The following is a 26,340-nucleotide window of genomic DNA, read 5'->3' on the forward strand; positions in this document are numbered from 1 at the left end:
GACGCCGCCGTCCCCGCGCGATACTGGTGTCATGTCCAACGGCGGGTCCGTCTGCGGGCCGATCTCGAGCTACTCCCGGGTGCGCATCCTGCACCTGCTTTTCGAAGCGCGTCACACGCATCCCGAAGGCCAGCTCTCGATCGGCGATCTGTGCGAGGCCACCGGCCTGCACGCCAACACGGTGCGCGAGCACCTGCAGCGGCTCATCGAGGGCGGGTACGTGATCCCGACGATCGAGCACCGCACCACCCGGGGGCGTCCCCGCACGCTCTACAGCGCCGCCACCGGCGACCCCGGCGCCTCCAGCCCGGTCGCGCGGGACAAGGCCAAGGCCGCCGCCCGCCGAGGCGATCTCCTGCGGAGCATGCTCCCCGGCATCGCCACCGACCTCGGCCGCGAAGCGACCTACCAGCTCGACGCGCTCGTCGAGCACCTCGAGGAGAGCGGGTTCGAGCCGATCGTCGACGACGAGCGGCTCACGGTCGACCTCAGCCCCTGCCCGCATGCGGCGGGGCGTCCGGAGAACCGGCCCATGCTGTGCCAGGTGCACCTCGGGCTCATGCAGGGCGTGCTGAACGAGGCCGGCGGCCCTCTCGCCGCCGAGCGCGTGCGCGACGCCGTGCTCCCCTCCGACTGCACCGTGCAACTGCGCGACACCTCCGCGCGGCCGAGCGAGCAGCTGCGTCACCGCACGGCGCAGTCTCACAGAACAGGAGTCGTGCATGGAATGGCTTGATCCGCTTGCGCTCGCCCGATGGCAGTTCGGGCTGACCACGGTCTACCACTACCTCTTCGTGCCGCTCACGATCGGCATGGCGCTGATCGCCGCGATCTTCCAGACCGCGTGGGTGCGCACCGCCAAGGTCCAGTACCTGCACCTCACCCGCTTCTTCGGCAAGATCTTCCTCATCAACTTCGCGATGGGCGTGGTCACCGGCATCGTGCAGGAGTTCCAGTTCGGCATGAACTGGTCCGACTACTCCCGGTTCGTCGGCGACGTGTTCGGCGCCCCGCTGGCGTTCGAGGGTCTGCTCGCGTTCTTCTTCGAGGCGACCTTCATCGGTCTGTGGATCTTCGGCTGGGACAAGCTCCCGCAGAAGCTGCACCTCGCCACGATCTGGTGCGTGTCGATCGGCAGCATCCTCTCGGCGTACTTCATCATCGCGGCCAACGCGTTCATGCAGAACCCGGTCGGATACACCTTCAACGAGGCCACCAACCGCGCCGAGCTCACCGACTTCTGGGCGCTGCTGACCAACCCGGTCGCGCTCGCCGCGTTCCCGCACACGATCTTCGGCGCGCTGATGTTCGCCGCCGGCGTCGTGATCTCGGTCTCGGCCTGGCACCTCTCCCGCGGCCAGCACTTCGACACCATGCGCATCTCGCTCAAGTTCGGGCTGTGGGCGATGATCGTGTCCACCGCGGGCGTCGTGCTCACGGGTGATCAGCTCGGCCTCGCGATGTACGCCGCACAGCCGATGAAGATGGCAGCAGCGGAGGCGACGTTCAACACCGTGTGCGGTCCGGACGCCGCGTTCAGCATCTTCACGCTCGGCACACCCGACGGCAGCTCCGAGCTGTTCTCGATCCGCGTGCCGTACCTGCTCTCGCTGCTGTCGACGCACACGCTCGACGCCTGCGTGCACGGCATCAACGACCTCAACGCGGAGTACGCGCAGACCTACGCGTCGACCGGGCTGACGGACTTCGCTCCGATCCTCTGGATCACGTACTGGGCGTTCCGTTGGATGATCGGCCTGGGCATCGCCGCCGCGCTCGTCGCCGTCGCCGGTCTCTGGGTCACGCGCAAGGGCGCCAAGAAGCCCGTCGCCCCGTGGATGTGGAAGGTCGCCATCTGGTCCTTCCCGCTCGCGCTCGCCGCCAACATCATGGGCTGGGTGTTCACCGAGATGGGCAGACAACCCTGGATCGTCTTCGGGCTGATGACGACGCAAGACGGTGTCTCGCCGGGCGTCAGCGGGCTCGAGGTGCTGATCTCGCTCATCGCCTTCACCGCGATCTACGCCGCGCTCGCCGTGGTGGAGATCCGGCTCATCATCCGGGCCGCGCAGAAGGGCCCTGACACCGAAGAACAGCCGCACGAAGAGACGGCCCAGCTGCCGTCGGTCGTCTACTGAGAAGGAGGAGCATCATGGATCTCGCAACGCTCTGGTTCTTCATCGTCGCCTTCTTCTTCGTGGGCTACTTCGTCCTGGACGGCTTCGACTTCGGCGTCGGGATGTCGCTGCCGTTCCTCGGCAAGGACGACGTCTCCCGCCGCCAGGTCATCAACACGATCGGCCCGGTCTGGGACCTCAACGAGACCTGGGTCATCGTCGCCGGCGCCGTGCTGTTCGCATCGTTCCCCGAGTGGTACGCGACGCTGTTCAGCGGGTTCTATCTGCCGCTCCTGCTCATCCTGCTGGCGCTGATCCTGCGCGGCGTCTCGTTCGAGTACCGTCACCAGCGCGAGGGCCGGAAGTGGAAGCAGGGCTTCGACCGCATGATCGTGATCGGCTCGGTCGTGCCGGCGCTGCTGTGGGGTGTCGCGTTCGGCAACATCGTGCAGGGCGTCGCGATCGATGAGAACCACATCTACGTGGGTGGCTTCTTCTCCCTCCTGAACCCCTACGCGCTGCTGGTGGGCGTCACCACGCTGCTGCTCTTCTTCCTGCATGGGGTGCTGTTCGTGGCGCTCAAGACCGACGGTCAGGTGCATGAGGATGCGCATCGACTGGCGAAGCAGGCCGCCATCCCCACGATCCTCCTCGCGGCCGCAACGGTGATCTGGACGGTCGCGATCGCGATGGGCCGGGAGGCTCCGCTGCTCTGGCTGGTCATCGGAGCCGGGGCGCTCGCAGCGGTCAGCCTGATCGCCGCCGTAGGGTTCTCGCTCGTCCGTCGTGACGGGTGGGCGTTCTTCGCGGGCATGCTCACGGTCATGTTCGCCGTGGTCATGCTCTTCTCCGCGCTGTTCCCGTACGTGATGCCGTCGACGATCGACCCCGCCTACAGCCTCACGATCGCGAACGCCTCCAGCACGCCGTATACGCTGCAGATCATGAGTTGGACGGCCCTGATCGCGATGCCGCTCGTGATCGCGTACCAGGCGTGGACCTACTGGGTCTTCCGCAAGCGCGTCACCCGGACCTCCATCGAGGGGGCTCCGGCGCACGCGTGAAACCCGTCGATCCGAGACTGCTGAAGTACGCAGGTGCCGCGAGGGGCTTCCTCGCGGCATCCGCGTTGATCGGCATCGTGCAGACAGCCGTCACGATCGTCTTCGCCTGGCTGCTGACCGACGCGATCACGGGAGCCATCGCGGGTCGCGACGTCTCCGGCTCGCTGCTCTGGCTGCTGCTCACGGCTCTGCTGCGGGGCCTGCTGATCGCGGCTTCGGACGCGGCAGGCACCCGCGCGGCGGCGAAGACCGGGATGCAGCTGCGTTCCGCTCTCATCGCCGCCGTCGGACGCCTCGGTCCCGGGTGGCTCGCGCAGCGGAACCAGGCCGCGCTCGCGGTCACCGCCGGGCACGGACTGGAGGCGCTGGACGCGTACTTCGCCCGCTACATCCCGCAGCTGGTCCTCACCGTGATCGCGACGCCCGTGCTGGTCGCGGTCATGTGGTGGCAGGACTGGCCCAGCGGCTTGACCGCCGTGATCACGCTGCCGCTGATCCCGCTGTTCCTGATCCTGATCGGGATGGCGACCCGCACCGTGCAGACCCGGCAGTGGCAGACGCTGCAGCGGCTCGCGGCCCGCTTCGCCGACACGGTGCAGGGGCTGTCGACGCTGCGACTGTTCGGGCGTGACCGCAGGGCGGCCGACCGCATCGAGGTCACGGCCGAGGAGTACCGCCGCGAGACCATGAAGGTGCTCCGGTTCTCGTTCCTGTCGGGCTTCGCGATGGAGCTGCTGGCCTCGATCGCGGTGGCGCTGATCGCTGTGTCGGTCGGATTCCGGCTGCTGTCGGGCGACCTGACGCTCGAGGTCGGGCTGTTCGTGCTGCTGCTCGCCCCGGAGGCCTTCCTGCCGATCCGCCAGGTGGGGGTGCAGTTCCACGCCGCGTCGGAGGGCGTCGCCGCGACCGAGGACGTGTTCGCCGTGCTCGACGCCGACCGCACCCGCGCGGACGCGGCCGCGGGCGCGGGGGCGGGCGCGGGGGCGGGCGCGGGGGCGGGCGCGGGACGGATGTCGGACGGATTCACGGATGTCGGACGGACCGGTGGGGAACGGTCCGACAGGCGGGAAACGGTCCGACAGATGGCGGCGGGCGGGGCGCTCGTGGTCGAGGGCCTGCGGGTTCGGGACCTGCCGCCCGTGTCGTTCACGGCCGAGCCCGGCACGATCACCCTCATCGAAGGGCCGAGCGGATCGGGCAAGTCGAGCCTGCTCGCGGCGCTGCGGGGCGCGAGCGACTTCGACGGAACGGCCGTCTACGGCGGACGGGATGTGCGTGACCTCGCGCCCTCGGCGTGGCTGGCGTGGGCCGGGCAGAGCCCCGGTCTGATGCGGGGGACCGTGGCCGCGAACGTCGCGCTGGGAGAGGGAGAGCCGGATGCGGAGGGCGTCCGCACTGCTCTCGCCGCTGCCTGCGCCGAGGGCATCGACCCCGAGCGCGAGCTCGGCGTGCAGGGCGCAGGCCTCTCCGGGGGTCAGGCGCAGCGGGTCGCCGTCGCGCGGGCGCTGTACCGGCAGGGTTCAGGGGGCGGAGCGGTCCTCGCGCTGGACGAACCTTCCAGCGCCCTGGACCCCGAGACCGAGCAGCAGCTGTGGCGGTCGCTTCGAGGCAGGGCGGATGCCGGAGCCACGGTGCTGCTCGTCTCGCACCGCCGCTCCGCACGCGAGATCGCGGACCGGATCGTGCCGCTGGGGGTGCGCGTATGAGCGCCGACACGCGGTCGCAGCGGGTGCGAGGCGTTCTCCGTCTCGCGCAGCCGCCGACCGGACGTTTCATCCCGGGACTGGTGTGGGGAGTGCTCTCGGCCGGGGCGGCTGTGAGTCTGCTCGCGGTCAGCGGCTGGCTGATCGTCAGCGCCTCGATCGTCGACTCCCTGGTGCCGCTGTCCGTCGCGGTGGTCGGGGTGCGCTTCTTCGCGGTGACGCGAGCTGTGACGCGGTATCTGGAGAGGCTGAGCGGACACGACGCCGCCCTGCGCCAGCTCGCCGCGACCCGTGCGGACATGGTGCGTCGTCTGACCCCGCTCTCTCCCGCCGGCCTGGGCTCGACCGACCGCGGCCAGGTGCTCACGGCTCTCGTGGACGATGTGGAGAACCTGCAGAACCTGCCCCTCCGAGTTGTCCAGCCGCTCGGCGTCGCTGCCCTCGTCGCCGTCGGCGCCGTGGGGTTCATGGCGTTCGTCTCGCCCGCTGCCGCCCTCACTCTTGCGATCTGCCTGCTCCTGGCCGCGGCGGCCGCGATCGGGCTCGGCTGGCTCTTCGGATCGAAGGCCGAATCGCTGGTCTCCGCACGGAGGGCTGAGCTCTCCGCCGCGCTGGTCGACTACTTCGGCAGTCTGGACGTGCTCCTCGCGTACGGCGTGGAGGGGCAGGCCCGTGCGCGCATCGCCGCTGCCGACTCGGCGCTGCGTCGGGTGGTCGACAGGGCGTCGCTCGCTCAGGCCGTCGCCGCCGGCGCGGTGTCTGCGGTCGCGGGAGCGGCGTCGGTCTGGGCCCTCGCGGCAGCTGCTCCCGGACTCTCCGACGGGACGATCGACGGGCCGTGGCTCGCCGTCGCGGTGCTCGTCCCCATGGTCGTGTTCGAGATCTTCGGGGCGGTGCCGATCGCCGCCGGGTCCTGGCGCAGCGTCCGCTCCAGCGCCGAGCGCATCGTCGACGTGCTCCCGGAGCGGGTGCCGGACGAGCTGCGGCCCGACGCGGGGGAGGACGTCGCGTTCGACGGGACGCCCGAGGTGCGGCTGCGCGGTGTGCGGGCGAACTGGCCCGGCGGCGCGGCTGCCTTGCGGGGTGTGGACCTCGACCTCGGGTCCGGTGAGCGGGTACTCGTGGCGGGACCGAGCGGTGCGGGGAAGAGCTCCCTGGCTGCCGCTCTCGTCGGGTTCCTGCGTGTGGAGGGCGAGTACCGCATCGGCGGGCACGATGCCACGGGGCTTTCGGGTCCCGCGCTGCGTCGCGTGATCGGGCTGTGCGAGCAGAGTCCTCAGCTGTTCGACGAGGACGTCCGCCAGAATCTGCTGTTCGCGCGTGACACCGCCACGGACGACGAGCTGCTGGCGGTGCTCGACCGGGTGGGGCTGGGCGCGTGGGTGCGCGAGCGCGGCGGCCTCGACGCGCGGGTCGGCGATCGGGGAGCCCTGGTCTCGGGCGGCCAGGCGCAGCGCATCTCACTCGCCCGGGCGCTGCTGCGCGGTTTCCCGATCCTCGTGCTCGACGAGCCGACGGCGGGCGTCGATCCCGACGCCTCCGACGCCCTGCTGCGCGATCTGCTGCAGGCGGCCGGTGACCAATCGGTGCTGCTGATCTCGCACGTGGCGCCCCCGGCGGGGACGGTCGACCGCGTGGTCCGCCTGGACGGCGGTCGCACGGTCTGAGCGTCTGCTCAGACGCTCATGTCGACCGGGGGCTCCATCACGATGCCCTGGGCTTCGAACGCGCGGCGACGTTCCTCGATCCGACGGTGCATCTCGACCTGGGCGGCGTCGACGAACTCCGGGTCGAGGTCGACCGTGCGGGGGTGCGGGTCGCCGTGGTTCGCGGCGATGTATGCGTCGAGCTCGGGACCGCTGGTCCACGACGTGATGAGCGCGTAGCGCGGAGCGGTGCCGCGGTGCCAGACCGCGTGCCAGAAGCGCTGGGTGTCGACGATGATCCGCGATCCGGCACGCAGGGGCAGACGGATCTCGGTCGCCGGGTCGAAGCGGTCGGAACGGAGGATCAGCATCGAGTCGGCGTCGTCGGAGAGGTTGAAGAACCCGCGGACGACCCAGCCGGTACCCTCCTCGTTCAGGCGGTTGTTGTCGTCCTGGTGCAGGTTGTAGATCGCGTCGGCGTACTCGTTGGGCTGGAGCTCGATCACGCGGCAGCGTCCGACGCCGGCGCCGGGTTCCTGGGCGCACCGCTGCAGCGTCGGAGCGACCGCGACCTGCGAGGCGACCCAGACGCCGTCCTTGTCGGTGCGGGGCGGGGTGTGGTTCCAGAAGCCGTTGCAGTCGACGTCGCCCGCATAGCTGGTGAGCGGAGCGAAGCGGGTGATGCCGGACGAGCGCCAGCCGACGTACTCGAGGTCACGCCATTCGGCGGGATCGATCGACGTGGTGTGATCGTCGAGGACCACGTATCCGGTCTCGCCCAGAGCCTCGGACCTGATGAATCCCACGGTGCGCATCCTTCCCGTCATCGCTGCCCCCACAGGCGGCGGGTTCTTAGGCAATCCTAACCGGGTTCGTCGCGATCTGCTCTCGAGCTGCTCCGTGCAAAAACCGGCGCCGATATCCTGAGGTGATGACTCAGCCGCAGGGCGCCCTCCTCGTGGGCAGCGTGAACTACGACGACGCCGAGACCACGATCCGCACGGCGGCGGACATGCTGGGCGACCGGCTCCGCCGCATCCCCGACGGCGAGGTGGGCAAGCGGTTCCACTGGATCATGTTCCAGCCCGACGTCATCGGACAGGCGGAGGGGATCGAGCGCATGGGCGATGAGCCCATCCCGTTCCCCGCGGGGATCGACGCCCGTGGACTGCGCATCGGCGAGGGCGTGGATGCGGCGCAGATCCAGCTGCCCCCGCTCGGCTACGCCGCTGCCGCGATCGAGTCGTATGCCGTGTTCACGCGTCTCCGGGCCGAGGGTGCGGTTCCCGCGGGCGTGCGGTTCCAGGTGTCGCTGCCGACGCCGCTCGCGGTGATCTCCTCCTTCTTCCACGGCGACGATCGCGCGGCCATCGAGCCCGTGTACACCGCCGCGATCCTGCGTGAGCTCGACGAGATCCTGGCGGCGATCCCGCACGAGGACCTCGCGGTGCAGTGGGACGTCGCGAGCGAGATGGGCATCATCGAGCGCGCGGCCGGGTACGGCGCCGTGATGGAGGCCTGGTGGCCCGGCGATCCGTTCGACGGTCTCGTCGCGCGGCTGGCATCCCTGGTCGACGCCGTGCCCGTCGACGTCGAGGTCGGCGTGCACCTCTGCTACGGCGACGCGGGGGAGAAGCACTTCTTCGAACCGGCCGATGCGGCGAATCTCGTCCGGTATGCGAACGCCGTCGTCGCGGCATCCGCCCGTCCGCTCACCTGGCTGCACCTGCCGGTGCCGATCGCGCACGACGACGAGGCGTATTTCGCGCCGCTCGCCGACCTCACCCCGGTCGAGGAGCTGTACCTCGGACTCGTGCACCGCGAGGACGGCGCGGAGGGCGCCGAGCGCCGCATCGACGCCGCCCGCCGGTTCGCGCCCGAGTTCGGCGTCGCGACCGAGTGCGGCATCGGACGCGCTCCCGCCGGGTCGACCGAGGGCATCCTGCGCACGCACGCCGAGGTCGCCGCCGCCTGGTGACCGTTCGATTCGCGCGTCCGGCCCGCGTCGCGTAAGCTATTCCGCGGTGACGTGTCCGAGCGGCCGAAGGTGCAACTCTCGAAAAGTTGTGTAGGGTAACCCCCTACCGTGGGTTCAAATCCCACCGTCACCGCCACCACGAAGGCTCCGACTCCCTGAGAAACACTGGGATGCGGGGCCTTTGTCATGTCCGGAGTCGCGGTTGCGGTAACGCAGCGGTATCGCAGCGCCTCGTTCGTGGTCTACGGCGCCTGAGGCTCGAATCGACTACAGATTCATCCGCTCCCCGATGGGGGATTCTAGCCGCGAAAATCGACATTCCGTCCGCGGCCCGTGGCACAGGCTCGTTGATACACGTGCCATGCGGCGACGCAGTCCTGGAGGGGGAGACCAGCGGCGATGTAGACGCTCGGCCACGCCGTCGGGGCGTCTTCTCTCAGCGCTGCGCTGATGGGAAGTGATGTCTGTCGGATGATCGGACGGACGAGGGCGGGGTCGTCTGCATAGACGGTGGCCATATTCAGGAAATCAGGAGGCAGCTCCTGCTTCCCCGGCTCGTCCATTCCCAGCACCGTGACATGGTCCAAACCCTGCAGTGCCGGCGTCGACGCTACGGGACGTCGCCCCCACGTTGCCGTCACCGCTGACGAGCTGGCCCGCACGGCCGCCTCGGACGATGGTGCGACATCGGCATGCGCGGCGCCCAGAGCCTGCTGCAGGGCGAGGGCCCTGCGCTGATCTGAGTCATAGATCGTGAAGTGTCCGCCGCGACGGCGGGAGAGAGCGAGTGCGGTTGCCGTTCCTTGCGCACCGGCACCGATGATGCCGATGGATCCGGGTGAGTGCGACGTGAGCCGGTCGTGGACGAACGCGGCGGTCAGCGCTGTTCGCTGCGCCGTCAACCAGCCGCTCTCGATCACTGCGAGGAGGGCGCCGCCGGGCAGATCGTGCAGCAGCATCAATCCCCGGATCGCCTCATCGGCGTCAGGATTCTTCGCGTGCACCTTGACCGTGTACGCGGGCACGCCGTCGGCGAGGCCCGGCATCAACACCATCGCGGTCAATTCAGCGCTCAATCGGCTTCGAACCCGTTGAGGGGCTCCTGCGCCGACGTATTTCACGAGTGCGGACCCGAGTTGCTCGGTCAGCTGGTCGGTGTCGACGACAGCCTGCACGGTGCTGCGGTCCAGGAGCAGGGTGTCGGTCGGCATGAGGCCAGTACACCACGACGGGCGTGGCGTCGGCGGACTGGTGCACTGCGTTGCCGGACACGATTCTGGCTATGCCGCTCTCCGGGGGCTGGCGCGGGCGGATCGGCGGTCGGCACGGTTGCGGCACTCAGGCGACAACCGTCGCGGTCTCGGGGTGCTGGTCCGCGTCAAGTCTGACGATCTTCACCCGCTCGTCGCACCATCTGCAAGGTCGCGTAGTTGTCTAGTGTGGGGCCATGAGGGAAGAACCGGATCTCATCGAGGTGGCTCGCACAAAGCTCAACCCGCATCGTGTGGGCGATCGCCTGTTCGGCGACGTCGCTGCTGCGCTCGAGACCGTCACGGGCGCGATCCACGTAGGCGTGTGCATCGATACCGGTTCCGGAACAGGCTTCTGCGCCGAGCACGCTGCGATCGCATCGATGGTTACCAGCGGCGAGTACGCAATAGCCCGCATCGTCGCTGTGTGGCGGGACGCGGAGGGGTGTCTGACAGTGCTCGCCCCGTGTGGCCGTTGCCGAGAGTTCATCAAGCAGATAGACGAGTCGAATATCAAGACAACTGTCCTCCTCGGTCAGGGCAGAACGGCAGCGCTTCGCGATCTGCTCCCGGAATGGGAGTGGCCCGAGCCGGAGCCAGTTGCGACGCCACGCAGCGCCAGCCGGTAGCGAGGATCGCGGCGGGATTGATACCGCGATACGGCAATATCATCATGTCGCTGGTGCGGGCGTCTGCTCCGAGGCGGTGGGAAGCTCTCTCACTGCGGGGAGAGCCGAAGCGAGCACGACGAGCAGCTGTAAAGCAAATACGATCACTGCGGCTGCGATGCACCATGTCATCCCGAACGTGGCCGAGATCGCAACTCCCAGTCCGGCGCCGATGGGTCGAGCGCCGTAGGTGGAGACCACGACCAACGACGACACCCGGCCGATGAGCGATGCCGGCGTGACCGCCTGCCGCAGCGAGGTCGTGGATATCGTCCACAGGACGGGGCCCAGTCCGAAGAGGAAGAACGAGGCGAAGGCAAGAGCCGGAGACGGAATCCACAAGCTGGTGGCCATCAGCATGGCCGCGATGAACCCGCCTGCCGGTCCGAGCACCGTCATCACCCCGAACCGGAGGCGCCGTGACAGCGGCTGCGAGAGCGCCGCGCCGATGACCATGCCCGCCCCGTACGCTCCCATCGCGAGTCCCACCGTGGCGGGTGTCATCCCCAGCCAGTCCAATGCATAGACGACGAACACCGCTTGAATCAGGAACCACCCGATGTTGAAGATCGTCGAGGTCGCGATCATCGGACGCAGGAAGCGGTGGGACAACACGTATCGCATTCCGTCTGCGGCCTCGCTCCATGCCGAGGTGCGGGGCGACGGCGCGTTTCGAGGGATGTCGAGTCGGATCAGCAGCACACCCGCAGCCGCGCAGGCGATGGTGGCGACGACGAGCGCCGCTCCTGCGCCGGCCGCTGAGACGATGGCACCCGCGAGGACAGGACCGCTGACGAACGCGGTACTTCTTCCGAGCTCCAGCCACCGGTTGGCGTCCATCAGGCGAGCGGCATCCACGAGCCGCGGCACCGATGAGGGGACCGCGACGCTGACACCGACGGTCCCGATCGCCCCCACACAGCTGAGCGCGAGGAGCGCGCCGAAGGACAGGGCGTCGAGCGTGATCAGCACGACGATCCCGCCGAGGGTGGCCATGCGCAGCAGTTCCGACGCGATGAGGACCCGCTGCGGAGAGGTGCGATCGATGACGAGTCCGAACGGCAGCGCGAGCACGAGGAAAGGCAGCGTCTGCGCAACCTGCAGCAGCGCCGTCTCGGTGGCTCCGGCGCGCAGCATCAGCACGGCGGCGAGAGGCACGGCGACCAACGCGATCTGTTCCGCCAGCTGGGTGAGCACGCTCGACCACGCGATGCGCGTGAATCGGCTCGGGAGGGGATCGCGTCGAGGTGTCGTCATGTGTCAAGTCCACCAGCGTTGCGCGCTCGGTTCCGGCGGGAATCAGACATCGCATTCCCGCGCACGAGGACGTGGCTCCGTCGGGCGGTGAAGAACGCCGACCTCAGCGGCGCCGGCGTCGCGCGGGGTCGGTCAGCCAGGGATAGCTCGGCGGTGATGCGTTGTAGATCCGGTCGCCGGGGGCGACGATCTCGTCGATGCGGTCGAGGACTGCATCGTCGAGAGCGAGGTCGGAGCCGGCGAGCGCCGCGTCCAGCTGCGGCATCGTCCGGGGCCCGATGATGACCGAGGTGACCGCGCGGTGGGCGAGGGGGAATGCCACGGCGAGCTCCGGGAGCGTCACACCGATGCCCTCGGCGACCTCGACGAGTTGCTCCACGACGTCCAGCTTCCGCGCCGTCGTCGGGTCGCTCGGGTCGAACCACGCTGGGCGGATCGCAGCGCGCCCGGCGTTCTCGACCGTGACGCCCTTGCGGTATCTGCCGGTGAGGAACCCGAAGGCCAGGGGGCTCCAGGTGAGCACCCCGAGGCCGAGCCGCTCGGTGACGGGGAGGACGTCCGCTTCTGCGCCTCGATCCAGGATGTTGTACGGCGGCTGCTCGGTACGGAAGCGCATGAGGTGCCGCTCGCGGGCGACCTGGTCTGCATGCACGATCTCGTGTGCGGGGAACGTCGAAGTCCCGAAGGTGCGGATCTTGCCGTCGCGGACGAGGTCCGTCAGGACTCCGAGCGTCTCCTCGATGTCGGTGTCCCAGTCCGGCCGGTGGACCTGGTAGAGGTCGATGTAGTCGGTGCCGAGTCGCTTCAGGCTCGCTTCGACGGCTCGGATGAGGTACCGCCGCGAGTTGCCGCTGGTGTTCGGTGCCGGGTCCTCGTCGAGCGAGAAGTGTCCCTTGGTTGCGAGCACGACCGCATCCCGACGCCCCCGCAGCGCCTTGCCGACGATGATCTCGGACTCACCTGCGGAGTACATGTCGGCCGTGTCGACGAAGTTGATCCCTCGGTCGAGGGCCGAATGGATGATGCGCACGGCATCGTCATGGTCGTCATTGCCTATCGAGCCGAACATCATCGTGCCGAGAGCGAAGGGAGAAACGGATATGCCCGTCCCCCCGAGTGGTCTGTAAGGAAGCATCGTCACTCCATGTCAGGTTCGTCCGGCGATGAGGGGTAGGACGCCGTGATCGTCGGATGTATTCCCTCGGCGACATCGAGGGCTGCCGGCGTCATGGGTGAGCCCGATGCTGTTCGAGCCAGCGGGAGAGCTCAGCCGTGAGCGCTTCGGGACCGTCCAGCTGGATGAGGTGCCCGGCGTCGGCGACCCCGGCGAGGGAAGCGTTCGGGATCATCGCTTGAAGTCGGGTGGCGCGGTCGGCCGGGATCCATGCGTCCTGGACACCCCAGATGATGTGCACGGGTTCGTCGATGTCGCCGTACCGGCCTTCCACCTCGTCGGTGTAGACCTCATCGGCCTGGGCAATCTGACGGTAGAAGGCAGGCTGCCCGTCCGGTCCCGTCCACGGATGCACGAGCATGTCCAACGCCTCTTCGCTGAGTCCGCGGAAGCTCGCGCCTCGAACATACGCTTCGACGGCTCCACGGTGCACGGCAGGCGGCAGCTGGGCGAAGACCTCTGCATGCTCCTTCACGAGCTGGAAGAACGGCGAGCCCCAGGGCGAGAGCGCAACGACATCGACCAGACAGAGGGAGGCGTAGGTCATGCCGTGCAGGAGTCGTGCCCGTAGCGCGACTGCCCCACCGAAATCGTGCGCGACGACGTGCGGGCGCCGGACGCCCCACAGCTCGCACAGGTGCGCGAACAGCTCGCCTTGGACACCGAGATCGACGGGATGATCCGCATCCTTTGAGGAGGCGCCGTACCCGGGCATGTCCCAGAGATACACCGTGAACCGCGACGAGAGGGCATCGGCGATGGGGCGCCAGAGCGCCGAAGACCACGGCGTTCCATGCAGGAAGATGAGCGGTGGACCATCGCCGAATCGATCCCACGCGACCTGTCGCCCTCGCCAGTGAACCGTGCGGTCGAGCTGATGGTGAGTCATGGCTCCATGCTTTCAGAGGTCGAGAAGGGCGGATCGGGGGGCAAGGACTTTCCGGAGACGCCGCACCTCGTTCTGCTCCGGCGGGCGCCTCGGCGCTCGGTGATCACCGCAGCGCTCGGAAGAACTCGCGGACATCGGTCAGCAGCGCATCGGGCTCCTCGAGTGCGGCGAAGTGGCCGCCGCGCCCCTCGACATCCGTCCAGCGCACGATGTCGTTCGCCTTCTCTTCGGCGAATCGCAAGCCCACGTCATGGGCGAAGACGATCACCGCGGTGGGCACGCCGGAACTGGTGGGCACCGCACCCCAGCCGGCGTCCTGCGCGTAACCAACGTAGGCCGCCGAGCCTCCGGTCGCGGTGAACCAGTACAGCGAAGCGTTGTCGAACAGGAATCGCTCGCCCACGATCTCGGCGACGGGCGTCTCGGCGGGATGGGTCCACTCCTGGAACTTGTCGTGGATCCAGGCGAACTGCGCGACCGGGCTGTCCGCCGTCATGGCTCCGATCAGAGCAGGCCGCGTCGATTGGATCGCGATGTACCCGAACTCCTTCTGCATGAACTCTCCGACCCGGCGCAGGCGATTCTGCTCGAGCGGTGTCAGCGCCGCCGCCGTCTCCTCGTCGACCTGTCCGACAAACGAGCCGAGAGAGCCGTTGGCGTGCACCCCGATCACGCGGTCAGGCGCGAGGCGCCCGATCTCGGGGGCGACGCCCGCTCCCATGTCGCCGCCCTGTACCGCGAAGCGCTCGTAGCCGAGTCTCGTCATCAGCTCGAGCATCGCTGCGGCGATGTCGCTGCGCTTCCAGTCCCGGCCGACGAGCGGGGTGGAGAATCCGAAACCCGGGTGCGAAGGGATCACCACGTCGAACGCATCGGATGCGTCGCCGCCGTGAGTGGTCGGATCGGTGAGCGGTCCGATCAGCGCCTCGAACTCGAGGAAGGACCCGGGCCATCCGTGCATCAACAGCAGCGGTGTCGCGTCCGGATGCGGTGACCGCACATGCACGGCGTGGATGTTCTGCCCGTCGATCGTCGTGACGACCTGCGGGAACGCGTTCAGGCGGGCTTCGGTCGCGCGCCAGTCGTGATCCGCCCAGCGTGCGATCAGCGTCTGCAGTTCGGCCGCGGGGATGCCGGTGCTGCGGTCGTCGATGGGAAGAGGAGACGCGAACCGCGCCCGGGTGAGCCGACTGTGAAGGTCTGAGATGGCGGACTGGGGAATGTCGATGCGGAAGGGGCGGACCGTCTCGTTCGTGTTCATGACTTCATCCTCCCCAGCTAAACGGCCATAATATGTCCTGATATGGAATGAGGCTGACGGCATGACTCGTACCACCGGGCGCACGCTCGCTCTCCTGTCTCTCTTGCAGGTTCGACGGGAATGGAGCGGTGCGGAACTCCGTGATCGCCTCGAAGTGAGTGATCGCACGCTCCGACGTGATATCGACGACCTGCGCGAGCTCGGATATGGGATCGAGGCGACCCGCGGACGGCACGGCGGCTACCGCTTGGGACCGGGCGCCGAGGTCCCGCCGCTGGCGCTCGCACCCGACGAGTCCGTCGCCATCGCCGTGGGGCTGCGAGCTGCCGCAGGTAGCGTGATCACCGGTATGGAGGACGCCGCGGCGCGGGCCTTGGCCAAGCTCGAGCAGTCGCTGTCGTCGGCGACTCGCCAGCAGATCAGTGAGGTTGAGCAGGCGATGGTGCCGCTCGCGGGTCAGGTGCGCTCGGACATCGATCTGACCATCGTCACAACTGCGGCCTCCGCGATCGCCGGTCGCCTGCGACTCCGCATCGACTACACGCGCCACGATGGCGTCGAGGTGCAGCGCATCGTCGAACCGCATCGCATCGTTCACACGACGACACTCTGGTATCTGATCGCGTGGGTGCCGGAGCATGAAGCCTGGCGAACATTGCGCGTCGACCGCATTCGCCGGCCTGTCCTGATGCGCGACGTCTTCCCCCGCCGTGACATCCCCGATGAAGCACTGCGGGAGTTCACCACACGGAGCATCACGACAGCGCCGTACCCTTACCGGGCGCGACTGAAGATGCACGCTCCCGCAGCGGAGGTTTCACGGCTCTTCGATGCCACGGTGGCCACGGTCGAAGCCCTCGGTGACGATGCCAGCACCCTTACTGCGGGGTCACGCAGTCCGGAGGAGTTCGCCCTGTACATCGGCATGAGCGGCATCGAGTTCGAGGTGCTCGAAGGAGAAGAGGTGCGTCAGGCCCTGGTCGATATGGCCCAACGGCTGCTGCGTGCCGCCGCGTAACAAGGCTACCGACGGCACTTGAGTCGCGGACGGGCCTGGTGCGCACGGCAGTGTCATATCCCGAAGAACGGTAGACACGGGGCGAGTCCCTCGACAGCGACCGTCGGGCGTTGAACCCGAAACCACGTGCCTCGATCCAGCCGCAGCCGGTCGGAGACAAGGACGAGCCCATCTCGATCATCCCGGGAGATGCCGTCCGAGCGATGGCCGAGCCGACGCGACACTCCATGAGAAGCAGCGTTGTCCTGAAACACCTCACCGAGGGGCGGATGCCGCCTACATCACGCTGATCCCCGAGAAAGAGTCCGGCCGCTCCGTGCGCAAGAGGACACCTTCCCCGGCTACCAGAACGTTCGGCTGCGGCACCACGAGCTGCAGCGCATCATCGCCGGCGACGAGCCCAGCTGGAAGGACGCGCTCTCCAGCGTGAAGGGCGTCTACGTCATCACCGACCTCAGCTGCGGGCGGCTGTACGTCGGGTCAGCATCCGGAGAGGCCAACGGCCTGTGGCAGCGCTGGTCCAGCTACGCGCACCTGAAGAACCTCACCGGCGGCAACCGGGAGCTCGAGCAGCTGCGCCAGACCCTCGGCGACGCGCACATCGTGGAGAACTTCCAGTACTCCATCCTGGAGATCTTCGACCCCAAAACCCGCGCTGACACGATCCTGGCGCTGAGTCGTTCTGGAAGAACGCGCTGGACAGCCGCGCCCACGGAATGAACTGGAACTGAGGATCTGGGCTCCGAGGGTGAAGCCGAGTCGATCTACGGGCGCCCCACCGCGCGGAGCACTCTCGGGCGGTATTCGGACAGGCCGTAGTCGCGCAGCCAGCTGAGGCGGGAGTCGCGGAAACACTGGGATGCGGGGCCTTCGTTCTCTGCGGTCGAGGCGTTCGTCGTACCCTCGATCCATGGCGGGATCGATCGACCGGCGGAGCCTTCGCTTCCATCGCGCCATGCTCGGCTTGTGCGCGGGCCTGTTCGGATACATGATCGGCTTGCTCACGAGGACCATCCAGACCGGCAGCGACTATTCGCTGCCCCAGTGGATTCTCGTCGGATCACTGGTCGTCGGTTCGGCGGCGCTGCTCACGTATCAGATCGGGCAGGTCCGGCGTCGTGGCGGTGGACGCCCACGGGGCTCCAGACGGAGTCGACGCCTCGAAGCCTCCGCCGCCGACGGGAGCGACGATGCAGGACAGTGACGACGACGAGGATCTGAGCGAAACCGAGTTGAGGGCTCGCCTCCGCAGTATCGAAGACGAACACACGATGCTCCTGTCGACGACGATCGGAGCGGTCAGCCTGGGTAACGCCGAGCTCGCTGAGCAGGCCAACGGGCTCCGAGGCGCATGATGCCCTCAGGTGCGAGCGTGTCGCGTCTGAGGGCATCATGACGATCACAACGGCGCCGGGGTGCGTGCGGGACCGGTTCTCCGCGTGATCCACCAGACGGCGGAGGTGATCAGGACCAGTGCCGCGCTGGGGATGAGAGTGGCGATGGATCCTGCGATCTCTCCCCGGCTGTTGAGCGCGCCGCCGAGATCGACGTGCAGCGTCGTGCCGAGCACGAGGGCCGACACGTTGTAGACGACGTGGAGGACGACGGCGGTCTCGAGCCCGCCGGTGCGCCAGGTGACGATCGCCAAGGATCCGAACAGCACGAGGTAGGAGGTGAGGATGTACGGGTCGAGCGAGCCGTGGAAGAGAGAGAAGAGGACCGTCGGGATGACGATGCCGATCACTGCGCCGAGACGCGCACCTCGCGTCCACCCGCCGATGATGCGGAACATGAACCCGCGGAAGCCGTACTCCTCGCCTGCTGCCGCGAGTGGTGTCAGCAGCATGCCGATCACGAAATAGGCGACGAGGTCGAATGTCGACCAGGGCACCTGGTCGACGGGCGCCAGGAGGAAGCCGACAGCGACGACGACGAGCAGCAACGGACCGAAGGCGAGCAGCGCTCGCCCGAGCACGCCGTATCGGAAGCGCCCGGCGACCGAGTGCAGCGACCGGAAGGGCACGCCGTAGAGCAGGCGCTGCAACAGCATGCAGTAGGGGATGAGCGCGGCGAGCGACAGTGCACCCGCAGCCTGCTGAAGAGGCGTGAAACCCGAGCGCCCCAGGATCTCGGTGTCGAGATAGCGTGCCCCGAGCAGGAGCAATTGCGCGAAGACGACCATCCCGACGACCACCAGCACGATCGCGAGGATGCCGCGGAGGATGCGGCGCTTCTCGCCGGCGTAGACGCGGTGGTACTCGACGCCAGGGGGAACTCGAGGACTGGGGACGGGTTCGTCCAGCTGGAGGAGCCAGTTCGGCGCGGTGTCGGTCATGGGTGATCCTCTTCGGTGCTAATACGGCGTGATAGTTGCAAGAGGTATCAAACTAGCACAGTGTGCTAGCCGGTCGTGGACCGGGGAGCGAGAGGGGACAGAGCGCGTCGAGTACGCGATCCGCCCAGGCGATCTGCTCGCCGTGGCCTTCAGTGTCTGAATGCGATCGTGAGCCAGCTCGATGCCACGCCCGTGATGCCGACGAGCGTCGACGGACGTCTGCGAACGGCGATCATGAGGTGCTGCGGTCGAGCGCGTGCAGGGTGATGGATGCGGCACTCGCCACAAGCGTGTCGTCGAAGTCTGCGTGCGGGTCGTTCCGCGACGTCAGCACCGTGATGATGATGGGGTCCTGTCCGGGGCGCGTGACGACGGCGATGTCGTTGCGGATCGGACCTGCGCCTCCCGATTTGTCGGCGACCGTCCAGCCGGCGGGCGCGCCGGAGCGGATGAGGGCGTCTCCGGTCCGGTTGTCGCTCATCCAGTCGACCAGCAGCGCCGCATCCGCAGCGGACAACGTGGAACCGTCCAGGATCCGCGTAAGCGAGGCGGTGAAGGCGGCGGCGGTCGTGGTGTCGTCGGTGCTGCCCGGTTCGATCGTGTTGAGAGTCGGCTCGTCGTTCACGACCTCCGTGGTGGCATCGCCCAGCTCGGCGAGTGCGTCGTCGAGGGCTGCGGAACCACCGATCCGGTCGACGATGAGATTGAGAGCGGCGTTGTCGCTGACCCGGACGGCCGCTTCGGCGAGCTGCGCGTAGGTGAGGCCGTCCTCGACGTGCTGCGACGTCACGGGTGCGTGGCCGGCGGCGGCGGCTTCTTCTGCCGTCCAGTGCACGATCTCATCGCGGGCTGCGCCCGGCACGGACTGGAGGAACACTGCAGCGGCGAAGGCTTTGATGGTGGATGCGAAGCCGAAGCGGCGGTCCTCGCCGTACGAGACGGATTCGCCGGTTCCGGTGTCGACCGCCATGACGCCGACAGTCGCGTCGTACTCCTGTTCGAGAGCCGCCAGTTCGTCTGCCACGAGCTCGTCGAGGTCCGTTGTGGTCGCACGGGCCGTCGGAGATGCCGGGGCAGATTCGGCGGCAGGCGGGGGCGCGCCCACGCACCCCGCGAGCGCGAAGCCGGCGAGAAGGCAGCAGAGGCTGAAGGCCGGAGTTCGGCGCATGTGGTCACGCACCGAGGAACGCTCCGGTGGGCGCGAGGACGAGGTCTCGCACGTTCGTGAGCAGCGAGGTCACGCGGCGGGCCACTCGCTCAAGACCGCGTGGACCGCGAGCCGCAGACTCGTCGTCTCGGCCTCGATGCCCACGGCGTCGGAAGGCAGCGCGCGTTCGGTCATGAGCCCCGCCAGCACGGTCGAGAGGAACCGTGCTCGCTCCTCGACTCGACCGGCGGGGACCGCGCCCTCGTCGATCAAGACGGTCAGCCATTGCGCGATCCGATGTCGCCCCATGCGGTCCAGCGCGATGTAGGTGGCTGCCTCGTCTTCGGACGGAGCCGTGGCCACGTACGCCTCGTAGAGCGCCCCCCACTGCCTCCGTGCGCTTTCACCCACGCCGACTTGACGGAGGATGAGCTGCAAGCACGCGATGAGTCGCTCCTCCGCCGTCAGAGAGCGGTCGTTGATCGGATCATCGGGGAGCTCCAGGTCGTACATCGCGGCCACCACTGTCTCGATGAGCTCCCGCTGTGTTGGGAAGAAGTGGCGTAGCGACCCCGTGCTCACCTGAGCGCGGGCGGCCACTGCTCTCACGCTCAGGCGTGCGGTGGGGTTCTCGCCCAGCATGGTCGCCGCGGCGATGAGGATCTTCTCCCGCGTTCCCGGTTCCTTCGACGCTTCGTCCATTTCTCCCTCATGAGCCATCCGTCTATAACAGTGTGCTAGCTTAGCCCGTCGTCGGCTATCACGCTGTATTAGATTATGGAGGGCGAGATGATGGCGGGAAACAACTGGCGGAACCGTCGCGTCCGTGTCGGTTCCGGCGAACCGCTGCGCCGCTATCGCTGGTGGCAGATGTTCGGCCGGTCTCTCCGATCGATCACGCTGCGCTCTGACGCCGGCACGATGTCGACGTACACGATCGACGTCCGTCATGCCGGCGATATGACCGACGGCGAGATTCGTGCGCGTCTCTACGTCGACGGAGCTCTGCAGTCCTACGCGAAGATGCCCACACGCTTCGCCGTGCCTGGCGGGCACATCGAGGTGGCGATCACCGGGTTCGGGCTCAAGCGGTGCCACTATGTGCGGGCAGACGGCACCGAGCAGCAGCTGTCGCCCGATCCTCGATCCGCCGAAGGGCGTCGCGCTCGTTTGCACGAGCGGCATCCCGGAGTGAGCCGCGTGATCGGCCTCGTCTCCATCGCGTTCGTCGTGGTGGGCCTCAGTGTCGAGGTCCCTCAGATCATCGAGGCCCTCTCGAAGATCCCCCTGATCGCCGACTCGATCGGCACTTTCACCTCTCCCCTCCGACTCCCGCTCGAGCTCAATCTGCTCGTCGGTCTCGCCGCTGTCCTCGGCAGCACGGAACGAGCCCTGCGAATGCGTTCGAGCTGGATCGACGAGCTCGCCAGCTGACCTCTCCGAAAGGGATGACCATGCATCAGATCGGCCCTGCCACGACACCGGTACCGCATGTCGGCGACAGCCCCGGCGTGGGGAGAGGAGGCCGCCCCTTCGGAGTGCACTTCCGGATGGCGGGGTGGAAAGCACTCATCGTGATCGTGGCGCTGCCGGCGACGCTCCTGGTCACTCAGCTCGGGCTGTACCTGCTCGCGGGACTCGTCGAAAGCGGGGACCCGTTCGCACCCGAGCTGACGCCCCTGAAGCTCCTGGCGGCGAACATCAGCACCGGCCTCACCGCGTTGTTGGCGCTCGCCCTCGTCGGGTGGTTCGCGAAGGTGCCGTGGCGCGTCGTCTTCAGCGCGCCGCGCAGCTTCGACCGCCGTCGTCTGGTGACGTACTTCCTGGGCTCGCTCGCGATCGTCGGCCTGGTCATGGGGGCAGTCGGGCTGACAGCTGCGGAACAGGTCGGCTGGACCGGGCTCTCGATCACCGGCACGACGGCAGGCCTGCTCATCGTCATGCTCCTCTCGACGCCGATGCAGACCGTCGGTGAGGAGATCATGTTCCGTGGCGTGCTTCTGCCCGCTGCCGGGTCATGGTTCCGGTCTGCGAAGCCGGCCTTCCTTGCGGGCCTCATTCTCTCGAGTGCGATGTTCGCCCTCCTGCACGGTTCCAGCGACCCGCTGCTGTTCGCGTACTACCTCTTCTTCTCCGTGTGCACGGCGGTGATGGGACTGCTCACCCGCGGACTCGAAGCAGCGATCGCCTTTCATACGGCGAACAACCTCCTGACGACGACACTCAACGCGGTCTTGAGCGGGGGCGGTGCTGTTGCTGTCGATCGCTCAGAGGGGTCCACCGGCGGGTTCGCCCTTCTCCTGCCCGCAGCCGGGAGCCTCGCAGCGCTCGTCATGGTCGGGGTTCGGGAGCGTTCGCGCCACCGGGCCGGGACGCACCGGTAGGTTCGCCGGGATGGCGACGCTACCGGCCCGCTGCCACATTCGCGAGACTCTCGGCGAGCTCCTCCGCGCCTTCAGGGACATCGAGCGCGGTGTGACGAGGGAGCTCCCCGTCCTCGCCGCGAGCGTAGAACGCAGCCAGGAGCGCGATGATGTTCGGGTACCAGTCACCACGTACGATCGGCGACCGCGGCGATCGCTCTCATCGCGCGGGCGGCACAGCTGGCACTGACGGATCCTCGCTTGCGGTTCTGCGCAGGCGCCGAGTGCGCGCGAAGGCGGCAGCGTACCGCCGTCGCGTCTCCGCGAGGTCCTAGTCCTATCGGAGCTCCGACGCCCGCAGGGCCCGTTGCGTCGACGCCGATCGGTCAGACCTCCCCGGCGGTCAGCAGCGCGTCGAGCTTCGCGTAGCCGTCGTTGACGCCGACTTCCATGCCCGACTCGAGCCAACCGTCGCGCGCTTCGAAGGAGTCGACGAGCGACTGTGCATGCAGTCGGGTGCGCCCGTTGCCGAGATCCTCGAACCAGAGCGTCTCGAGGGAGACGTTCTCCGGCATCGCATCCCAGGTGAACGTCTGCACGATACGGTCCTCGGTCACGTCGTGGAAAGAGCCGTGGAAGCTGTACTCCTCGCCACCACGGATGTTGCGCATGCGCCAGCTGCCGCCGGTGCGGGCTTCCCACACATCGAGCACGGTGGTGACGTCATTGGGTCCGACCCACTGGGCGTAGAGCTCGGGGTCGAGGTGTGCGCGCATGAGCTGCGCGGGGGTCGCGTCGAAGTCCCGCGTGGTGCGGATGATCGGGAGAGTCGGGTCGGCCTCGATGGTGGCGGTGGTGGTGGTCATGGCATGCTCCTCATTCGTGGTCTTCGGCGGGTGCCGAGTCGTCCTGCGGCAGCTGCGCGAGCAGCGCGTCGAGGCGCGTGAAGCGCTCCTCGGCCTGTCGCTGATGGCGCTCGATCCATGCCGTCATGAGACCGAGCGTCTCCGCCTCCAGGTGCACGAGCCGCCGCTGGCCGTGCTTGTCCTTGGTCACGAGACCCGCCTGCTCGAGCACGGTGATGTGCTTGGAGACGGCCTGGAGGCTGACGTCGAACGGGGCCGCGAGCTCGCCGACAGTCGCATCCCCGACCGCCAGTCGTGACACGATGTCGCGACGGGTCGGATCGGTGAGCGCCTGGAAGACCTGGTTCAGCGTCGCCGCGTCGCCGGTGGATTCGCCCGAGGTCCTGTTCATGATGTACTCCTCAACCGTTTGGTTGAATATGAGAATACGAACCGGACCGCTCTTTGTCAACCGTTTGGTTGAGGACAGATGCTCAACCGAGCAGTTCCACCCCGAACTCGGAGACGACGGCGCGCAGTTCGGCGAGGTAGCGCTGCGCCTGCTCGGTGAGCGGGATCGCCGAGTGGCCGATCCATCCGATCTCGATGTTCTCGTCGACGTCGAGCGGGATCGCGACGATCTCGGGGTCGAGGTCGTCGCTGATGATGCCGGTCGAGATGGTGTAGCCGTCGAGGCCGATCATCAGGTTGAAGATGGTCGCGCGGTCGGAGACGCGGATGTCCTGCGGGCTGGAGAGGGTGGAGAGGATCTCCTCGGCGAAGTAGAAGGAGTTGTTCGCCCCCTGGTCGAACGTGAGCCTCGGCACACCGGTGAGATCCGCGAGAGTCACGCGATCCCGGGTGGCGAGGGGGTTCTTGCGGGAGATGAAGATGTGCGGGTCTGCGACGAAGAGCGGATGGAAGGCGAGTCCGGAGTCGCGGAGCAGCTTGTCGATCACGTTGCGGTTGAAGTCGTTCCGGTAGAGGATCCCCAGCTCGCTGCGGAGGGTGCGCACGTCTTCGATGATGTCCCAGGTGCGCGTCTCGCGCAGGGAGAACTCGTACTCGGTCGCCGCGGTCGCCTTCACCATGCGCACGAGGGCGTCGACCGCGAACGAATAGTGCTGGGTCGAGACGCCGAGGAGCCGCCGGGAGGGCGGACGCCCGAGGTAGCGCTGCTCCAGGAGTGCCACCTGCTCGACGACCTGCCGGGCGTACCCGAGGAACTCGACACCATCGGTGGTGAGTGTCACACCGCGAGCGGAGCGGATCAGCAGTTCGCGTCCCACTCTGCCCTCGAGATCCTTCATCGCCGCGGACAGGGTGGGCTGGGCGACGTAGAGCAGGTCGGCGGCGGCACTGATCGATCCTTCCGCGGCGACCTCGATGTAGTAGGTGAGCTGCTGCAGGGTGATGCCGTTCGAACGCTTGGCCATAGATTCAACCTATGCCACGGCATAGTCGACGCGCATTACCCGATGGGAGCCTGCAGTCGTCATCATGGAGAAACCCCGATCGAGGCCGAGCCCGGCCGATCTTCCACCGATTGGCCGCTCATGGCATCCGAATTCACGTTCCGCATCACGACGACCCGTTTCGACGAGGACTACTCGCCGTCCGACGACTCGCGCATCACCACGAACTTCGCCAACCTGGCGCGCGGCGAGCACCGTCAGCAGAACCTCCGCAACGCCCTGACGATGATCGACCGACGGTTCAACGATCTGGCGCACTGGGACAACCCGGGCCGTGATCGCTACACCCTCGAACTCGAGATCGTCTCGGTCGCGATCCAGTTCGCCACGGAAGGGGAGGATCGGGAGTTCCCTCTTCTGGAGGTGCTGGAGGTGACCATCGTCGATCGCCTCACGGGCGCGCGCACCCAGGGCATCGTGGGCAACAACTTCTCCTCCTACATCCGCGACTTCGACTTCAGCGTGCGGTTGCCGGCGGCCAGCGAAGCCGCTGGCGGATTCACTGTTCCCGACGACTTCGGCGACCTGCACGGCAAGCTCTTCCAGTACTTCCTCGACTCCGAGGCGTACCGGGAGCGGTTCGCGCTGTCACCCGTCATCTGCATCAGCGTCTCGACGAGCAAGACGTACCGCCGCACCGAGAACCACCACCCGATCCTCGGCGTCGAGTACGAGCAGAAGGACGGCTCGCTGACCGACGAGTACTTCGGCAAGATGGGCCTCTCGGTCCGCTACTTCATGCCGCGGGGCAGTGTCGCCCCGCTGGCGTTCTACTTCCGCGGGGATCTGCTGAACGACTACACGAACCTCCAGCTCATCGGCACGATCAGCACGATGGAGACGTTCCAGAAGATCTATCGGCCGGAGATCTACAACGCGAACTCCGAGGCGGCGAGCATCTACCGGCCGACGCTGGAGCAGCAGGACTATTCGGTGACCAAGATCGCCTACGACCGCGAGGAGCGGAGCCGGCTCGCGACCGAACAGGGGCAGTACGCGTCGGATCACCTCATGAAGCCGCACGGCGAGCTCCTCGAGAGATGGGCCGCCGGCCGCTCCGCTGACTCGCTGGTGTCTGTCGGATGACGAACGGACGAGCCCCGATCATGCCCGGGATCCTTCCCACGTCGATCGTCGGCAGCCTGCCCAAGCCCTCCTGGCTGGCCGAGCCCGAGAAGCTCTGGTCTCCGTGGAAGCTGGAGGGCGATGCCCTGGTGGAGGGCGTGCAGGACGCGCTCCGCATCACCGTGCACGAGCAGCGTCAGGCGGGCATCGACATCATCAGCGACGGGGAGCAGTCGCGCCAGCACTTCGTCACGACGTTCATCGAGCACCTCTCCGGCGTCGACTTCGACCAGCGGGAGACCGTGCGCATCCGCGACCGGTACGACGCCAGCGTGCCGACCGTGGTCGGTGCCGTGAGCCGCGAGAAGCCCGTGTTCGTCGAGGACGCGAAGTTCCTCCGCCAGCAGACCGACCAGCCCATCAAGTGGGCACTCCCCGGTCCGATGACGATGATCGACACGCTCTACGACCGTCACTACAAGAGCCGCGAGAAGCTGGCCTGGGAGTTCGCGACCATCCTGAATCAGGAGGCGAAGGAACTCGAGGCGGCCGGCGTGGACATCATCCAGTTCGACGAGCCGGCCTTCAACGTCTTCTTCGACGACGTGCAGGACTGGGGCGTGGCCGTGCTCGAACGCGCAGCCGAGGGGCTGCGCGCGGAGACCGTCGTGCACATCTGCTACGGGTACGGGATCAAGGCGAACACCGACTGGAAGGCGACCCTCGGCTCGGAGTGGCGGCAGTACGAGAAGTCGTTCCCGCTTCTGCAGCAGTCGAGCATCGACACCGTCTCGCTGGAGAGTCACCACTCGCACGTTCCTCTCGATCTCATCGAGCTCATCCGGGGCAAGAAGGTCATGCTCGGCGCCATCGATGTCGCCAGCCAGACCATCGAGACTCCGGAAGAGGTCGCCGACACGCTCCGCAACGCCCTCCGCTTCGTCGACGCGGACAAGCTCGTGCCGAGCACGAACTGCGGATTGGCGCCGTTGTCGCGTGACGTCGCCCGCGGCAAGCTGCGGGCGCTCAGCGCGGGCGCCGCTCTCCTTCGCGAGGAGCTCGCCTCCGCGCCCTGAGGGGCCTCG

The 26,340-nt window shown here is 67.7% G+C and carries 26 protein-coding genes and 1 tRNA gene; 15 read left to right on the forward strand and 12 right to left on the reverse strand.

Features of this window, described 5'->3' with window-relative positions:
- Positions 1-31 precede the first annotated feature (31 nt).
- From F6A08_RS03650 to cydC, 5 genes are read left to right on the forward strand one after another with little or no spacing between them, the layout of a single operon-like run.
- Entirely contained in the window at positions 32-736 is a 705-nt protein-coding gene (locus F6A08_RS03650) for a helix-turn-helix transcriptional regulator (RefSeq protein WP_151458641.1), read from the forward strand.
- Positions 723-2,138, forward strand: coding sequence for a cytochrome ubiquinol oxidase subunit I (locus F6A08_RS03655; RefSeq protein WP_151458642.1), 1,416 nt, complete (start codon positions 723-725; stop codon positions 2,136-2,138). The genes F6A08_RS03650 and F6A08_RS03655 overlap by 14 nt, the downstream gene beginning before the upstream one ends.
- A 14-nt stretch (positions 2,139-2,152) precedes the next feature.
- Entirely contained in the window at positions 2,153-3,181 is a 1,029-nt protein-coding gene (gene cydB / locus F6A08_RS03660; RefSeq protein WP_151458643.1) for a cytochrome d ubiquinol oxidase subunit II, read from the forward strand.
- Positions 3,178-4,887, forward strand: coding sequence for a thiol reductant ABC exporter subunit CydD (cydD, locus tag F6A08_RS03665; protein ID WP_151458644.1), 1,710 nt, complete (start codon positions 3,178-3,180; stop codon positions 4,885-4,887). Before cydB ends, cydD begins: the two co-directional genes overlap by 4 nt.
- Positions 4,884-6,551, forward strand: coding sequence for a thiol reductant ABC exporter subunit CydC (cydC, locus tag F6A08_RS03670; RefSeq protein WP_151458645.1), 1,668 nt, complete (start codon positions 4,884-4,886; stop codon positions 6,549-6,551). The genes cydD and cydC overlap by 4 nt, the downstream gene beginning before the upstream one ends.
- A gap of 8 nt (positions 6,552-6,559) precedes the next feature.
- Here the strand turns inward: cydC and F6A08_RS03675 are convergent, their stop codons facing one another.
- Positions 6,560-7,336, reverse strand: coding sequence for a hypothetical protein (locus F6A08_RS03675; protein ID WP_026049791.1), 777 nt, complete (start codon positions 7,334-7,336; stop codon positions 6,560-6,562).
- 125 nt (positions 7,337-7,461) lie between these two features.
- Here F6A08_RS03675 and F6A08_RS03680 point away from each other — a divergent pair, with 125 nt between their 5' ends.
- On the forward strand, positions 7,462-8,508 hold the full coding sequence (locus F6A08_RS03680; protein ID WP_151458646.1) for a hypothetical protein: 1,047 nt from the start codon (positions 7,462-7,464) through the stop codon (positions 8,506-8,508).
- 45 nt (positions 8,509-8,553) lie between these two features.
- Positions 8,554-8,644 (forward strand) — tRNA-Ser (locus F6A08_RS03685).
- Between the two features lie 163 nt (positions 8,645-8,807).
- On the opposite strand, the gene F6A08_RS03690 is transcribed toward F6A08_RS03685, so the two are convergent.
- Positions 8,808-9,719: a hypothetical protein gene (locus F6A08_RS03690; RefSeq protein WP_151458647.1), complete on the reverse strand. Its 912-nt coding sequence runs from the start codon at positions 9,717-9,719 to the stop codon at positions 8,808-8,810.
- Between the two features lie 236 nt (positions 9,720-9,955).
- Here F6A08_RS03690 and F6A08_RS03695 point away from each other — a divergent pair, with 236 nt between their 5' ends.
- Positions 9,956-10,387 (forward strand): cytidine deaminase family protein, encoded by a 432-nt coding sequence (locus F6A08_RS03695; protein WP_151458648.1) that lies wholly within the window; start codon positions 9,956-9,958, stop codon positions 10,385-10,387.
- Between the two features lie 42 nt (positions 10,388-10,429).
- Here the strand turns inward: F6A08_RS03695 and F6A08_RS03700 are convergent, their stop codons facing one another.
- The 4 genes from F6A08_RS03700 to F6A08_RS03715 all read right to left on the reverse strand — a co-directional run bounded on the left by F6A08_RS03700 (position 10,430) and on the right by F6A08_RS03715 (position 15,007).
- On the reverse strand, positions 10,430-11,683 hold the full coding sequence (locus F6A08_RS03700) for an MFS transporter (RefSeq protein WP_151458649.1): 1,254 nt from the start codon (positions 11,681-11,683) through the stop codon (positions 10,430-10,432).
- A 103-nt stretch (positions 11,684-11,786) separates the two neighbouring features.
- The gene (locus F6A08_RS03705) at positions 11,787-12,818 is read right to left on the reverse strand and encodes an aldo/keto reductase (RefSeq protein ID WP_151458650.1); all 1,032 of its coding nucleotides are present in this window, start codon (positions 12,816-12,818) and stop codon (positions 11,787-11,789) included.
- 91 nt (positions 12,819-12,909) lie between these two features.
- A complete protein-coding gene (locus F6A08_RS03710) occupies positions 12,910-13,746 on the reverse strand; it encodes an alpha/beta fold hydrolase (protein ID WP_151458651.1) in 837 nt (278 codons plus the stop codon).
- 103 nt (positions 13,747-13,849) lie between these two features.
- A complete protein-coding gene (locus F6A08_RS03715; RefSeq protein WP_151458652.1) occupies positions 13,850-15,007 on the reverse strand; it encodes an epoxide hydrolase family protein in 1,158 nt (385 codons plus the stop codon).
- Positions 15,008-15,068: 61 nt separating this feature from the next.
- Between F6A08_RS03715 and F6A08_RS03720 the strand changes: the two genes are divergently transcribed.
- The 3 genes from F6A08_RS03720 to F6A08_RS03735 all read left to right on the forward strand — a co-directional run bounded on the left by F6A08_RS03720 (position 15,069) and on the right by F6A08_RS03735 (position 17,229).
- On the forward strand, positions 15,069-16,025 hold the full coding sequence (locus F6A08_RS03720; protein ID WP_151458653.1) for a helix-turn-helix transcriptional regulator: 957 nt from the start codon (positions 15,069-15,071) through the stop codon (positions 16,023-16,025).
- Positions 16,026-16,451: 426 nt separating this feature from the next.
- The gene (locus tag F6A08_RS03730) at positions 16,452-16,745 is read left to right on the forward strand and encodes a GIY-YIG nuclease family protein (protein WP_225855722.1); all 294 of its coding nucleotides are present in this window, start codon (positions 16,452-16,454) and stop codon (positions 16,743-16,745) included.
- Positions 16,746-16,935: 190 nt separating this feature from the next.
- The gene (locus F6A08_RS03735; RefSeq protein WP_151458654.1) at positions 16,936-17,229 is read left to right on the forward strand and encodes a hypothetical protein; all 294 of its coding nucleotides are present in this window, start codon (positions 16,936-16,938) and stop codon (positions 17,227-17,229) included.
- A gap of 195 nt (positions 17,230-17,424) precedes the next feature.
- Here the strand turns inward: F6A08_RS03735 and F6A08_RS03740 are convergent, their stop codons facing one another.
- The 3 genes from F6A08_RS03740 to F6A08_RS03750 all read right to left on the reverse strand — a co-directional run bounded on the left by F6A08_RS03740 (position 17,425) and on the right by F6A08_RS03750 (position 20,209).
- Entirely contained in the window at positions 17,425-18,360 is a 936-nt protein-coding gene (locus tag F6A08_RS03740; protein WP_151458655.1) for a CPBP family intramembrane glutamic endopeptidase, read from the reverse strand.
- Between the two features lie 232 nt (positions 18,361-18,592).
- Positions 18,593-19,384, reverse strand: coding sequence for a class A beta-lactamase (gene bla / locus F6A08_RS03745; protein WP_192576675.1), 792 nt, complete (start codon positions 19,382-19,384; stop codon positions 18,593-18,595).
- Positions 19,385-19,597: 213 nt separating this feature from the next.
- On the reverse strand, positions 19,598-20,209 hold the full coding sequence (locus F6A08_RS03750; RefSeq protein WP_124896429.1) for a TetR/AcrR family transcriptional regulator: 612 nt from the start codon (positions 20,207-20,209) through the stop codon (positions 19,598-19,600).
- A gap of 87 nt (positions 20,210-20,296) precedes the next feature.
- Here F6A08_RS03750 and F6A08_RS03755 point away from each other — a divergent pair, with 87 nt between their 5' ends.
- The gene (locus F6A08_RS03755) at positions 20,297-20,941 is read left to right on the forward strand and encodes a hypothetical protein (RefSeq protein ID WP_124896428.1); all 645 of its coding nucleotides are present in this window, start codon (positions 20,297-20,299) and stop codon (positions 20,939-20,941) included.
- Positions 20,942-20,955: 14 nt separating this feature from the next.
- Positions 20,956-21,891, forward strand: coding sequence for a CPBP family intramembrane glutamic endopeptidase (locus tag F6A08_RS03760; protein WP_151458657.1), 936 nt, complete (start codon positions 20,956-20,958; stop codon positions 21,889-21,891).
- Between the two features lie 365 nt (positions 21,892-22,256).
- Here the strand turns inward: F6A08_RS03760 and F6A08_RS03765 are convergent, their stop codons facing one another.
- The 3 genes from F6A08_RS03765 to F6A08_RS03775 all read right to left on the reverse strand — a co-directional run bounded on the left by F6A08_RS03765 (position 22,257) and on the right by F6A08_RS03775 (position 24,151).
- Entirely contained in the window at positions 22,257-22,736 is a 480-nt protein-coding gene (locus F6A08_RS03765; RefSeq protein WP_124896426.1) for an SRPBCC family protein, read from the reverse strand.
- A 10-nt stretch (positions 22,737-22,746) separates the two neighbouring features.
- A complete protein-coding gene (locus tag F6A08_RS03770; RefSeq protein ID WP_151458658.1) occupies positions 22,747-23,127 on the reverse strand; it encodes an ArsR/SmtB family transcription factor in 381 nt (126 codons plus the stop codon).
- An 82-nt stretch (positions 23,128-23,209) separates the two neighbouring features.
- Entirely contained in the window at positions 23,210-24,151 is a 942-nt protein-coding gene (locus F6A08_RS03775; protein ID WP_124896424.1) for a LysR family transcriptional regulator, read from the reverse strand.
- Between the two features lie 120 nt (positions 24,152-24,271).
- Here F6A08_RS03775 and F6A08_RS03780 point away from each other — a divergent pair, with 120 nt between their 5' ends.
- Positions 24,272-25,276 carry a DUF1852 domain-containing protein gene (locus F6A08_RS03780; protein ID WP_151458659.1) on the forward strand — a complete coding sequence of 335 codons (1,005 nt, stop codon included), beginning with the start codon at positions 24,272-24,274 and terminating at the stop codon, positions 25,274-25,276.
- A 20-nt stretch (positions 25,277-25,296) separates the two neighbouring features.
- Positions 25,297-26,331: a methionine synthase gene (locus F6A08_RS03785; protein WP_151458660.1), complete on the forward strand. Its 1,035-nt coding sequence runs from the start codon at positions 25,297-25,299 to the stop codon at positions 26,329-26,331.
- Positions 26,332-26,340: the final 9 nt, after the last annotated feature.

Origin of the sequence: Microbacterium algeriense, assembly GCF_008868005.1 — a bacterium.
Classification (GTDB): domain Bacteria; phylum Actinomycetota; class Actinomycetes; order Actinomycetales; family Microbacteriaceae; genus Microbacterium; species Microbacterium algeriense.